Genomic DNA, 12,689 nt, shown 5'->3' on the forward strand with positions numbered 1-12,689 from the left:
CGCGGCGAGTGATCCTCGCTCGGCCGGTGGTCGAGCTTGTCGAGACCCCCGTCTAGTCGCGGGAGGTCTCGACAGGCTCGACCACCGAATCGTTTCAGAACCGGATCGCGTCGATGATCTTCACGCGCGCCGCGATCATCGCCGGGAGGATCCCGGCGAGTGCGCCGACGGCGAGCGCGACGGCGAGACCGAGGACCACCGTCTTCGACATGAGCGGACTGTAGTCCCACGTCTCGGGTCGCGGCCGCCGAATTTCTTCCCGGTTCGGCAACACTCCATCCACGTCGCCATCGAACACATGTTCCATCCCCTAGACTCCGGGGCCCGAACGATCGACCGCCTCAGGCACGGGAGACCCCCACGATGCGCCCCGACAACGACTCGACCGCGGACCGGACGACTCCGAGAGCCGGGGGCAACGGCCGTGGCCTCATCCTCTTCGGTGCCGTCACCGTCGCGCTGATCTCGACGGCAGCTGCGTACGTCGCCATGGTCGGCTTCGGGCGAGACGTGCTCGCCATGGGCACGATCAACGCCTACGCCTTCGCCGGCGTCTTCGAGCTCTCGCTGGTCACGGTGGCGCTGATGGCGCGGGAGGCAGCCCAGCAGGATCGACCGGCGCAGACGCTGCTGACCCTGACCTGGCTGCTGTCGGCGGCGTCCGGGTTCTTCGCCGGCTGGCACGAGCTCCACCTCGGTCACGCAGCCACCGCGGCGGCGTTCCGGTTCATCGTGCCGCTGCTGGCCGCGCTGATGTGGCACCTGGCACTCGTCGGTGACCGCCACCTGGCCATGGAACGCTCCTGGTCCGAGCTGCGGACGGGCGCGCGGATGCACGCGCTGCTGGCTACCCGGGTCGAGTGGCGGCGGGCTCGCGACACGGCGCTGCGGAAGCGTACGGCCTCGTCACGCCGGAAGCTGGAGCGCGCGCAGAAGCGCTACTGGCGCGCAGAGGCGGTCGCGCTGCGGTCGGTCGCGCCGGGCGCGATGCGTGACCAGATCACCCAGTGGGTCGACGCCTTCGCCGCGGTCGCCGAGGGCACCCGTCAGGCCGATCGGCTGCCGATCACCCTGCCTGACGTGCACGAGGCGCTCAGCGTGCCGGTCATCGAGCGGGTCTCTGCCGAGCAGATCACCCAGCCGCCCGAGCAGCCCGAGCGGAACGACGAGCCGGTACCGAACGACCTCGTCGACGTGCCTCGCGAGGTGCTGCCGCCGCGCGAGAGCCGGACCCGAGAGATGGCCTCCGCCCTCGCCACCACCGACACCCGCCCCCGGGTCTCGAGCCGGGTGACAGAGGCCGCCCGTACCGCCGCCGAGGCCGCCCCGGGCGCCGGGATGGCCCCGGAGTTCAGCAACGGCCCAGCCACCACCAAGCCCGCCGAGACCGACGGCACCCTGCTCGACCGGATTCCGTTCCCGGAGAACATCCCGGACCCCGAGCCGGAGATGGACTACCCGGACACCTTCCCCGACGAGGAGGAGGACCTGCTCAGCAACCTGCCCTCCGAACCTCGTGAGGCCGCGCGGATCCTGGTCCGCGCCGGTGCGCCGGTGTCGAAGGTGGCCGACAGGCTGGACGTTTCCCCCACCACCGTCCGCCGCTGGGTCAAGGCCCGCGCCTGATCGGCGTGGGGGTCAGCCCTCGAGGTCGGCCTTGAGCTTGGCCAGCGTGGTCGCCATGCCCGTACGCAGCTCCTCGGTGAAGTTCTCCTGACCGCCGAACGCCACCTTCGTCAGTGAGCGCGACAGGCTGGAGATGCCGGTCGGGGTCTCGCGACGGTGAGTGACGATGGTCCCCTCAGCCGTCTCCTCCAGCTGGAAGGACCACACGGTGGTGTTCTCGGAGATCCGGAAGGCGAAGTCGGAGTGAGGGGTGAAACGTACGACCTTGGCGTTGGTCGGCCAGTGCTTCCAGCCCTGGCGGTTGATGTTGAAGAAGCGAGTCCCCTCCTTGACCTGGCCGAACACGACAGTCTTCGCCACCTGCGGGCTCCATGAGGCCATCCGCGGCAGGTCCGTGATCGCGGCCCACACCTGGGCCGGCGTCGCGTTGATGGTGGTCGTCGCCTGGAGATCTGTGATCGTCGTCATGCCGGAACCATACCGGCAGTATGACTCTCTCGACAGGGCTCGCCAGCCCTCGGCCACCTACGGACCGGATCAGTCCTCGGTGTCGGACAGCTTCCACGGCCAGTCGTAGAACGGGTCGGGCGTGGCCCAGGTCGGGCCGTAGCGCTCGGCCAGGAACCCCTCCGGATCGGCCGGCGCGAGCAGCGTCGCTCCCTTGAAGGAGAGCTCGGCGGCCGGGAGCACCAGCGAGGTCGCGATCGGGCGCAGCTTCATCTTCTCCATGTGAAGCGTCACCTTCTCGCCCGCGACGAGAAGCGGGAACAGGTCGATGTGCAACCCGGTCGACGGGTCGGTGATGTGGAAGTTGAGCTGGTTGTTGGGCCTGGAGACCTTCCACCCACGCTCGGCGATCGTCGCGCGCAGCTTCGCCAGGATCGGCTCGGCCTCCGCCCGCGTCGCCGCCTCGAGCGGGATCAGCATGTCCACGTCGTCGTCGTGAGCCAGGAAGTCACCCTCCCGAACGGCCCCGAGCAGCGTCCCGTAGGCCATCATCGCCGGCTTCCCCAGCTCGGCGAGCAGAGTGGTGGCGTGCTGCATCGTCTCGACATAGCCCGCGGACTTCTTGCGCAGCACGCCATGGTCACGGAACCCATGCCTGGTCAGCCCTGCCGGTTGCCCGCCGATGGCCTCGGCCGCCCGGTTGACCTCGACCTCGAGACGACGGAGCTCGACCGTCGAGCGGAGCACAAGCTGGTACGTCGGCATCGACGTCGCGGTCAACGGGAACCGCAGCCGCTCGGCAGCGAGAAGATGCCCGGCGAGCGCCCATTCGTCGGGGGTCAGGGACTCCGCGGCAGGGAGCTGCGTCGGGATCAGGCCGACGAGCAGGCGCTGCTCCTCGGCATCCGCGGTGAGCAGACCCTTGCGGGCCAGCCCGGCCAGCTCCGCCAGGACCGCAGCGTGAGCGGTGCGCCCGGCCTCCTCGGACTCGAGGACCTCGACACCGATCTCGCGGCCGAGCAGGCGGGACAGGAGCGCGAGCGTACGAGTGATGACGTGGTCGGAGTCGACCGAGTAGACGGTGTGGAAGCCGCCTTCGGGACCGCGGACCGCGATCGTCAGCCGTCGGCTGCGCAGGCCCCAGCCGTCACGTCGGTTGTAGACCCGAAGCTCGTCGGCCTCGACCGGTTCGGCCAGCCGCACCGACCACCAGGCGCCGGTCTCCTTCTTCGTACGCAGCGAGCCGTACTCGAACACGTTCGCGTCCTGCGGCTGCGACGGCGCCGCAGAGCTCTGCTCGACCACTTGGTCGGCGGCTGCGACCGGGATCAAGACCCCGCCCGCGTACAGCTCGAAGCCCCGCAGGTCGACCTGTCCCTCGAACTTGGCCGGGACATGGACCCGTAGCACCGAGATCGGCCCGGCGAGAGGCACGCTGAGGTAGGCGGCGGCGATGCCACCGAACCAGCCGAGCGAAGGCAACAGCGCCTCACGTCCCGGCAGCCGCCGCAGCCGGACCCGCTCGCGTACATGCAGGTTCACTGGCTCCACAGGAGCCGTCTCGGGAGCCGTCTCGGGGCCTGGCCGACGCAGCACCGAGCGCAGCGCCTCACCAATCGAGCGTTTGCCGGTCATCCGCGAATGTTCCCATCCCAAGGCAAGCGGTCAGCGCTGGGCCCACCAGTCCAGGAGCCGCTTGGCGGCCTCGTCCTCGGAGAGGACCCCTTCGTCGAGGCGCAGGTCCATCAAGAACTTGTACGCCGCCCCGACATCGCGCCCCGGAGAGATGTCCAGCAGCGACATGATCTGGTTGCCGTCGAGCGCGGGCCGGAGCGCGGCGAGCTCCTCCTCCTCGGAGATCCGCTCGATGCGGGTCTCGAGGGCGTCGTAGGTGCGGGCCAGGCGGTCGGCCTTGCGGCGGTTGCGGGTGGTGCAGTCGGCGCGGGTGAGGATGTGGAGCCGCTCGAGCTGGTCGCCGGCGTCACGGACGTAGCGCCGCACCGCCGAGTCGGTCCACTCCCCGTCGCCGTAGCCGTGGAAACGCAGGTGGAGCTCCACGAGCGAGGAGACCGCCTCGATCTCGTCGTTGGAGAAGCGCAGCGCCTTCATCCGCTTGCGGGTCATCTTGGCGCCGACCACGTCGTGGTGGTGGAACGAGACGGTGCCATCGTCGTGGAACTTGCGCGTGCGCGGCTTGCCGACGTCGTGCATCAGCGCCGCGAAGCGCGAGACGAAGTCGGGCCCGCCGCCGAGACGCTCCTCCTGGTCGATCGACTGCTCGAGCACGGTGAGGGTGTGCTCGTAGACGTCCTTGTGCCGGTTGTGCTCGTCGCGCTCCATCCGCAGCGCGGTCAGCTCGGGCAGCACCAGCTCGGCCAGCCCGGTCTCGACGAGCAGCGAGAGCCCACTGCGGGGATAGGGGGCGCAGATCAGCTTGACCAGCTCGTCGCGGACCCGCTCGGCCGAGATGATCGAGATCCGCGACGCCATGTCCTTCATCGCGGCGACGACCTCGGGGGCGACCGTGAAACCGAGCTGCGCGGCGAACCGCGCAGCACGCATCATCCGCAGCGGGTCGTCGGAGAACGACGCCTCCGGCGTCCCCGGCGTACGAAGCACGCGGGTCGCCAGGTCGACGACACCGCCGTAGAGGTCGACGACGCTGCGTTCTCTTCCTTGGGGCCCGGCAAGCCTGACGGCCATCGCGTTGACGGTGAAGTCGCGGCGTACGAGATCGTCGGCCAGAGATGTGCCGTAAGCCACCGACGGCTTGCGGGAGTCGGCCGCGTAGGCCTCGGAGCGATAGGTGGTGACCTCGACCTGCCACGGGCCCTTGCGGGTGCCGATGGTGCCGAAGTCGCGGCCCATGTCCCACAGCCCCTCGCCCCACGTACGCAGGATCTTCTCGGTCTCCTCGGGGCGCGCGGAGGTGGTGAAGTCGAGGTCGTTGTGCGGGCGCCCGAGCATCGCGTCGCGGACGGGTCCGCCGACCAGAGCCAGCTCGAAGCCCGAACGGGCGAAGGCCTCGCCTAGGGAGTCGATGACAGGTGCGATACGGTCCAGTTCAGCTGTCACCGATCGCTGAACATCGGCGACGCTGATCGGGGGAAGCTGGCTGTCGGACACAACGCCGCAGTCTACGAGGACCGCACCCCCGGAAAGATATTCTCGAAGTCATGCCAGTCCGCCAGCACCAGGCGAGGCCGCCACGGCCCCCCGGGCGAGTCGTCATCACACTCGTCCTGACGCTGCTGGCACCCCTTCTGCTGATGCTGTCCACGACCACGCTGGCCGCGCCGGCCCGGGCTGTGGACGACGTCGAGGAGACCGACCCGCTGGCGGTGAGCATCGACCAGCTCGACACGGTCAGCCTCGACGGTCGCACCAAGGGCAGGATCACGGTGCGCGGCAAGGTGTCCAACACCACCGAGGACGAGTGGGCCGGGGTCAACGTCTACCCGTTCGTCGGCGACACGCCGATCACCACCTCCAAAGAGCTGGCCGAAGCGGCCAAGCTGCCCGCGGACGCGCTGGTCGGCGAGCGGATCGTCGCCGAAGGGGCGTACGCCAAGATCCCCGACCTCGCGCCGGGCGAGACCTACTCGTGGTCGCTCACCGTGCCGCGCAAGCTCCTGCGGGTCACCGAGCCCGGGGTCTACTGGTTCGGGGTCCACGCCCTCGGCGCCACCACGCCGAAGACCGCCGACGGCCGAGCTCGCACCTTCCTTCCGCTGGTGAAGGAGCCCAACAAGAAGGCCAAGGCCGAGAAGGTCTCCCTGGTCATGCCGCTGCGGCGCAGCGTGGTCTACGACGCCGACGGCAGCGTGAGCTACCTCCCCGGCTGGACCCGTGACCTGAGGGCGGGCGGCCGGCTCTACCGGATGCTCGAGACCGGCGCCGAGGTGCCCAGCCTGACCTGGGCCATCGACCCGGCCCTGATCGATGCCGTACGCAACCTCGCCGAGGGCAACCCAGGCCGCAACCTCGCGCCGACGGATGGGCCGGAAGAGAGTCCGGAGGAGAGCGGGGGGCAGAGCGCATCGGCCTCCGCCTCCGCGCTGGTGCCGAGCCCTTCGGCCAGCACCGATGCCGATGCCGAGGAGCCGATCGACGAGGAGGCCAAGGCCGCGCAGAAGGCCGCGACCACGTGGCTGGGCCGCCTCGAGGATGCGCTCGCCGGCCACAACCTGCTGGCACTCCCCTACGCCGACCCCGACCTGTCCGCGCTCGCCACCAGCGACCCCGACCTGCTGGCCAGCGCGCGCGAGCGGACGAGCCAGGCGCTCGCCGAGCTCGGCATCAAGGCGACCCCGGCCGCTGCTCCGCCGACCGGCTATCTCGACCGCGCCGCGGTCAACCTGCTCGAGCCGGGTGCGGTCAACCTGGTCAGCGACAGGATGTTCCGCGGCACCAAGCCCGTCGTCGCCGACCTCGACGGTCACGAGATGATCGTGACCTCGTCCGGTGCCGCAGCCGGCGGGCCCGGGCCCAACGACCCCCTCGACGCGATCTCGGTGCGCCAGCGTCTCGCCGCCGAGGCAGCCCTGCTCCGCGGTTCCGGCAAGCCGCTCGTAGCGGTCCTCCCCGACGGCTGGCACCCTCCGCAGGACGCCGCCTCGTTCGTCGCCCCGTGGAACGAGGCCGCGTGGATCTCGTCCTCGACGCTGACCGAGGCGGTCGCCGGCCACAAGGCGACGTCGGTCACGGCCGAGAAGCTCCGCTACCCCCGCCGCGAGATGCGGGCAGAGATCTCGGCCGAGCGGATCAGGACCGCCAACGAGCTCGTCGGCGCCGGCGAGATGCTGCAGCGCGTCCTGACGCACAACGACGAGGTCGCCGCCGACATCCTCAACGAGGCGCTGACCACGACCTCCTACTCCGCTCGCCGGGGCTACACCGACGCGGGCGCCGACGCGCTGAGCTACGTCGGGGCGCAGCTGGGCTCGATCACCGTCAGCGTGCCGCCGAAGGTGATCCTCTCCAGCATGAAGGGCGGAGAGTTCCAGGTCTCCCTGAGCAACGAGCTCGACGAACCGGTCACGGTGCGGCTGGACGCGATGACCGACGATTCGCTGCGGGTCTCGACCTCCGAGCCCGTCCAGCTCGACGCCAACTCGAAGGCCAGCTTCAACCTCGCGGCGAGCATGCGCGACACCGGCACCCACACCGCCCTGATCGTCGTCACCGACACCAAGGGCAACCCGCTGGGCGCGCACGCCTCCGTGCCGATCCGTCCCTCTCAGGTGAGCGGTGTGATCTGGTGGTTCGTGGGGACCGGCTGCGCGCTACTCTTCGCGGCGATCGCGGTCCGGCTCAGCCGGCGCATCATGAAGGCCAAGAAGGCACGTACGTCAGGAGCGATGTGACAGCCACCGAGCAGAAGTCCGGCGGAAGCTCGGTCCTTGCCAGCAGCGCGGTGATGGCCGCGGGGACGCTCTTCTCCCGAGCCAGCGGGTTCATCCGCTCTGCGCTCCTGGTCGCGGCCCTGGGCTCCGGCCTGCACGCCGATGTCTTCAACATCGCCAACACCGTCCCCAACATGCTCTACATCCTGTTGGCGGGCGGCGTCTTCAACGCGGTGCTCGTCCCACAGCTGGTGAAGGCGCAGAAGAACGATGCGGACGGCGGGACCGCCTACACCGACCGGATCGTCACGCTGGCCGGCCTCTTCCTCGGTGTGGTCACGATCCTCTTGGTGCTCGCGGCGCCGCTGCTGATGAATCTCTACCTCAGCGATAGGTGGTACGACGCGGATCACACGGCCCAACTCGAGTCGGCCATCGACTTCGCCCGCTGGTGTCTGCCCCAGGTCTTCTTCTACGGGATGTTCGTGCTGGTCGGACAGGTGCTCAACGCCCGCGGCAGTTTCGGCCCGATGATGTGGGCCCCGATCGCGAACAACATCATCGCGATCTCGACCCTGGTGATCTACCTGGTCGTCTTCGGCCCCTCCGACATCGGCGGCTTCACCACCGGCCAGGAGATTCTCCTGGGCCTGGGCTCGACTCTCGGCATCGTTCTCCAGTTCCTGCTGCTCCTGCCGGTGCTGCGCAAGGCCGGCGTGCGCTTCCGCCCCCGCTTCGACTTCCGCGGCGCCGGGCTGTCGCAGACGGCGAAGCTGGGCACGTGGACGGTGCTCTTCGTGGTCGTCAACCAGGTCGCGTACACGATCGTGGTCAACCTCGCCTCGGAAGGTTCGGGAGCCGGCGGCACCGGTTACACGGTCTACTCCAACAGCTTCCTGGTCACCCAGGTGCCCCACTCGATCATCACCGTCTCGCTGGCGACGGCGATCCTGCCGCTCCTCTCGCGCCATGGCGCGGCCGGAGAGCTGCCCGAGCTGGGACGTACGTTGTCCCACCAGCTGCGCAACGCGCTCGCCATCGTGGTCCCGATCGCCGCGCTGATCCCGGTGCTCTCCGAGGACATCGCGCACCTCCTGTTCGGCTACGGCGCCGGCGCCGACGCGTTCAAGGACTACGCCCCGACGCTGTCGATCTTCGCGGCCGGCCTGGTCTTCTTCACGATCCACTACCTGCTGCTGCGGGGCTTCTACTCGCTGGAGCAGAACCGCACCGTGTTCTTCATCCAGTGCGCGGTCGCGACCACCAACATCGTCGCCGCGCTGGTGCTGACCAGGGCCGTCTCCGCGGAGTACACCGCCCCGGCGCTGGCTGCCGCCTACACGCTGGCCTACCTGGTCGGCTCCGTCGTCTCGTACGTCGTGCTCAAGCGCACCCTCGGCGACCTCGACGGCCGTGGGCTGCTCGGGTTCCTCGCCCGCCTGCTCCTGGTCACGCTCGTCGCCGCCGCCGCTGCTTGGCTGCTGCGCACCGGCCTGGGCATGATCAACGACGAGCCGACGATGGTGCTGGCGCTCATCGGGGCGGCTATCGTCGGGGCGCTGCATCTCGGCATGCTGCTCCTCGGGGCGCAGGCTGCCCAGGTCAAGGAGCTCACCGCGATGGTGCAACAGGTTTCCCGACGGCTGCGTCGATGACCATCATCGGACAGGCTCCGCTCTGTCTGGCACGGTCTGAAAGAATGGTTCCGATATGGAGTTCACGCAATCAGGCGACGTCCTCGCCGGCAGGTACCAGCTGACGGATCTGCTGAGCGAGTCCCGAGAGGGACGCTTCTGGCGCGCCCAGGACGCAGTGCTCGGCCGGCCGGTTGCCGTGCACGTCCTGGATTCCCGCGACGAGCGCGCGCCTCGGCTGATGGCCGCCGCCCGCAACTCCGCCGCTGTCGGCGACCCCCGGATGCTGCGCGTCCTCGACGCCGCCCAGACCGACCAGGTGGCGTACGTCGTCAACGAGTGGGGCGAGGGCTCGTCGCTGGAGAACGCGCTTGCCGCCGGCGGCCCGCTGTCCCCGCAGGAGGCCGCCTGGATCGCCTCCGAGGTCGCCGACCTGCTGGTCCTGGCCCACGATCAGGGGCATGCCCACGGCCGGCTCAACCCCGAGGCGGTGCTCCTCGACGACCTCGGCGCCGTACGTGTCATCGGCTTCGGTGTCGACGCCGCGCTCCACGGGATCGACCCCGACACCCGTGACTCCCAGCGGCGCGACCGCGTCGACGCCGTCGGCGTCCTCTACGCCGCCCTGACCGGCAAGTGGGCCGGCGAGACGCTGTCCTCGATGCCGCCCGCGCCGCGCGACCACGGCCGCGTGCTCCGTCCCCGGCAGGTGCGCGCCGGCGTTCCGCGTCCGCTCGACGACCTGTGCGACCGGGTGCTGGGCAGCGGCGCCGAGATGCCGCCGCTGACCGCCGCCGAGCTGCACTCCGCGCTCGCCGGCTTCTCCGGCGAGCCGACCGCTCCGCTCAACCGGCCCACCTCCGTCGACGAGGAGACCCAGGCGATGGCTCCGCCGGCCCAGGCCGAGCCGGCCGAGGCACAGGCGGCCTCGAACGCCATCGGCGTGGCCCCCGACGCCGTGCGCCCCCAGCGCCAGCGTCCGTCGGCCCCGCCGCCGATGCAGGACCCGACGCCGTCGAAGCCGCTCTTCGCCGACGAGACCCCGGGCTACGTCGCGCCGCAGCGCCCGCAGCAGGCTCCCCCCGCGCGACGGCCGGTTGCCCCGGACGCCTCCTACAACGGCTGGCAGGGCCCGTGGACCGGCGCCAACGTGCCGATCGCCGAGGAGCCCGACTACAACAGCAAGCCCGGCGCCAACTGGCTCCGTATCGCGATGGGCGTCGGCCTGGTGGTCCTGGTCCTCATCGCCGGCTCCATCGCGTGGAACATCGTCAGCGACGACCCCGACACGACCGCGGAGAACCCCGGCACGGGCAACAACGGCGGCGACACCACCGCCGAGGCCAAGCCGGCCCCGATCAAGGGCATCACCGCCAAGGATCTCGACCCCCACGGCGACCCGCCGAGCGAGTACCCCGACCTGGTCGCCGGTGTGGTGGACGGGAAGGACGACCCCGTCACCAACTGGCGCACATCGACCTACAAGGACCAGATCGGTGACAGTCCGCGCTCCCTGAAGCCGGGCGTCGGCGTTGTGCTCAACCTCAAGGGCGACTATGCCGTCGACTCCCTGAAGTTCCGGATGGTCGGCGAGCCGACTGACATCAGCGTCTACGTCGGGGACTCACCCTGGACCGGCGACCCCAGCGGCGCTCCTGCGGCCAAGGGCAGTGTCGGCGCCGAGGGCGAGATCAAGCTCGACGATGCTCCCGAGGGAAGCTTTGTCCTCGTCTGGCTGACCGGTCTTCCGACCGGCGACGGCGGCTACCGTGCCGAGGTCAAGGAGATCGAGGTCCTCGGCACCCCCGTCTCCTGACGAGACGTCGCTCCCGTCGGCCGAGGCGTCAGCTACGTCGGCCGAGAAGTCACTCCCGTCGCTCGAGACGTCACTCAGATGCCAACTCGCACGACGTACGTGACGTGTCGGCCGACGCAAGTGACGTCTCGGCGTTCAGGGCCCGGGAATGTACGTGGCCTACGATCTGTTGTGCCGTTCGCCAGCCACACCTGAGGAGCCACAAGATGCCGACCCCGTCGTCCCCGACAGACCCCCGCAACGTGATCGTCGTGGGCTCCGGCCCGTCGGGCTACACCGCCGCGGTCTACAGCGCCCGCGCCGGACTGCAGCCACTCGTCTTCGAGGGGTCGGTGACCGCCGGCGGTGCCCTGATGAACACGACCGACGTGGAGAACTTCCCCGGTTTCCGTGACGGCATCATGGGCCCGGAGCTGATGGACAACATGCGCGCCCAGGCGGAGCGCTTCGGCGCCGAGCTCGAGCCCGACGACGTGATCGAGATGGACCTCACCGGTCCGGTCAAGGTCATCAAGACCGCGACCGACGTCCACTACGCGAGGTCCGTCATCCTCGCGACCGGCTCGGGCTACAAGAAGCTCGGACTGCCGCGCGAGGACGAACTCTCCGGCAAGGGCGTCTCCTGGTGTGCCACCTGCGACGGCTTCTTCTTCCGGCAGAAGCCCATCGTGGTGGTCGGCGGCGGCGACTCCGCGCTGGAGGAGGCCCTCTTCCTGACCCGCTTCGGCTCCTCGGTCACCCTGCTCGTACGCCGCGACGAGCTCCGCGCCTCCAAGATCATGCAGGAGCGCGCCTTCGCCGACCCGAAGCTCGAGATCGCCTGGAACTCGACAGTCGAGTCCATCAACGGCGAGCTCTCCGTGGAGAGCATCACCGTCAAGGACACCAAGACCGGTGAGCTGCGCGACCTCGACTGCGCCGGTCTGTTCATCGCCATCGGCCACATCCCGCGCTCCGAGCTGCTCACCGGCCAGATCGACCTCGACGACGACGGCTACGTCCTGACCAAGGACGGCACCACCGCCACCAACATCGAGGGTGTCTTCGCCGCCGGTGACCTGGTCGACCACGTCTACCGCCAGGCGATCACCGCCGCCGGCACCGGCTGCCAGGCCGCGCTCGACGCGGAGAAGTTCCTCGCTCACCAGGCTCACCAGGCCCACGCCGAAGCAGCTGCCGTCTCGGCCTGACCGAAGCCTCTACGGTGGTGGTCTCGACAAGCTCGACCACCGGGAATGCCGGACACCAGCCGAGCGTTCAACTCATCAGACTTCCTCAATCCACCTCTACCAAGAAGGAACCCATCGTGGCTGACAACATGACCGCCGTGACCGACGCCGAGTTCGACGCAACGGTCCTGAAGTCCGACAAGCCGGTCCTGGTCGACTTCTGGGCCGAGTGGTGCGGCCCGTGCCGCCAGGTCTCCCCGATCCTCGAGGAGCTGGCCGGCGAGCACGGCGACAAGGTCACCTTCACCAAGATGAACGTCGACGAGAACCCGGTCACCCCCTCCACATACCGCGTGACCGGCATCCCGACCATCAACGTCTACCAGGGCGGCGAGGTCGTGAAGTCGATCGTCGGCGCCAAGCCGAAGGCTGCGCTCCTCAAGGAGCTGCAGGAGTTCATCGGCTGACACCAGCTGTTCCACGATGGCGCGCCACCTGTCACGGTGGCGCGCCATCGTTCATTTCGCCGAGGCGTCACTTAGGTCGGGCGAGACGTCGGTTGTGGCGGGCGAGTGGTCTCGACAGGCTCGACCACCGGGCTCGGGTGGTGGTCTCGACAGGCTCGACCACCGGGCTCGGGTGGTGGTCTCGA

General features: G+C 69.5%; 9 protein-coding genes. 6 read left to right on the forward strand and 3 right to left on the reverse strand.

The window, feature by feature from the left end; translation table 11 throughout:
• The first annotated feature begins 363 nt into the window (after positions 1-363).
• The gene (locus tag H5T77_RS24360; RefSeq protein ID WP_292653195.1) at positions 364-1,626 is read left to right on the forward strand and encodes a helix-turn-helix domain-containing protein; all 1,263 of its coding nucleotides are present in this window, start codon (positions 364-366) and stop codon (positions 1,624-1,626) included.
• Positions 1,627-1,638: 12 nt separating this feature from the next.
• Here H5T77_RS24360 and H5T77_RS24365 read toward each other — a convergent pair whose 3' ends face one another.
• The 3 genes from H5T77_RS24365 to H5T77_RS24375 form a co-directional block, all read right to left on the reverse strand.
• Positions 1,639-2,094, reverse strand: coding sequence for an SRPBCC family protein (locus H5T77_RS24365; RefSeq protein WP_292653196.1), 456 nt, complete (start codon positions 2,092-2,094; stop codon positions 1,639-1,641).
• A gap of 69 nt (positions 2,095-2,163) precedes the next feature.
• Complete coding sequence (locus H5T77_RS24370) at positions 2,164-3,708, reverse strand: LicD family protein (protein ID WP_292653197.1); 1,545 nt, start codon at positions 3,706-3,708, stop codon at positions 2,164-2,166.
• A 30-nt stretch (positions 3,709-3,738) separates the two neighbouring features.
• Positions 3,739-5,199 carry a CCA tRNA nucleotidyltransferase gene (locus H5T77_RS24375; RefSeq protein ID WP_472850371.1) on the reverse strand — a complete coding sequence of 487 codons (1,461 nt, stop codon included), beginning with the start codon at positions 5,197-5,199 and terminating at the stop codon, positions 3,739-3,741.
• Positions 5,200-5,249: 50 nt separating this feature from the next.
• Here H5T77_RS24375 and H5T77_RS24380 point away from each other — a divergent pair, with 50 nt between their 5' ends.
• The 5 genes from H5T77_RS24380 to trxA all read left to right on the forward strand — a co-directional run bounded on the left by H5T77_RS24380 (position 5,250) and on the right by trxA (position 12,504).
• Positions 5,250-7,439: a DUF6049 family protein gene (locus H5T77_RS24380; protein ID WP_292653198.1), complete on the forward strand. Its 2,190-nt coding sequence runs from the start codon at positions 5,250-5,252 to the stop codon at positions 7,437-7,439.
• Entirely contained in the window at positions 7,436-9,073 is a 1,638-nt protein-coding gene (gene murJ, locus H5T77_RS24385; protein WP_292653199.1) for a murein biosynthesis integral membrane protein MurJ, read from the forward strand. Before H5T77_RS24380 ends, murJ begins: the two co-directional genes overlap by 4 nt.
• Before the next feature lie 55 nt (positions 9,074-9,128).
• Positions 9,129-10,868, forward strand: a complete 1,740-nt coding sequence (locus H5T77_RS24390; RefSeq protein WP_292653200.1) for a protein kinase family protein — start codon at positions 9,129-9,131, stop codon at positions 10,866-10,868.
• A gap of 206 nt (positions 10,869-11,074) precedes the next feature.
• Positions 11,075-12,058 (forward strand): thioredoxin-disulfide reductase, encoded by a 984-nt coding sequence (gene trxB, locus H5T77_RS24395; RefSeq protein WP_292653201.1) that lies wholly within the window; start codon positions 11,075-11,077, stop codon positions 12,056-12,058.
• A gap of 116 nt (positions 12,059-12,174) precedes the next feature.
• Positions 12,175-12,504: a thioredoxin gene (gene trxA / locus H5T77_RS24400; RefSeq protein ID WP_292653202.1), complete on the forward strand. Its 330-nt coding sequence runs from the start codon at positions 12,175-12,177 to the stop codon at positions 12,502-12,504.
• The last annotated feature ends 185 nt before the right edge of the window (positions 12,505-12,689 follow it).

Source organism: Nocardioides sp. (assembly GCF_014360585.1).
GTDB lineage: Bacteria > Actinomycetota > Actinomycetes > Propionibacteriales > Nocardioidaceae > Nocardioides.

Excerpts from the sequence above, each read along its gene's own strand:
- H5T77_RS24380 (WP_292653198.1), top strand. The coding sequence starts at position 5,250 with ATGCCAGTCCGCCAGCACCAGGCGAGGCCGCCACGGCCCCCCGGGCGA.
- H5T77_RS24360 (WP_292653195.1), top strand. The coding sequence starts at position 364 with ATGCGCCCCGACAACGACTCGACCGCGGACCGGACGACTCCGAGAGCC.
- trxB (WP_292653201.1), top strand. The coding sequence starts at position 11,075 with ATGCCGACCCCGTCGTCCCCGACAGACCCCCGCAACGTGATCGTCGTG.
- H5T77_RS24365 (WP_292653196.1), bottom strand. The coding sequence starts at position 2,094 with ATGACGACGATCACAGATCTCCAGGCGACGACCACCATCAACGCGACG.
- H5T77_RS24370 (WP_292653197.1), bottom strand. The coding sequence starts at position 3,708 with ATGACCGGCAAACGCTCGATTGGTGAGGCGCTGCGCTCGGTGCTGCGT.
- H5T77_RS24390 (WP_292653200.1), top strand. The coding sequence starts at position 9,129 with ATGGAGTTCACGCAATCAGGCGACGTCCTCGCCGGCAGGTACCAGCTG.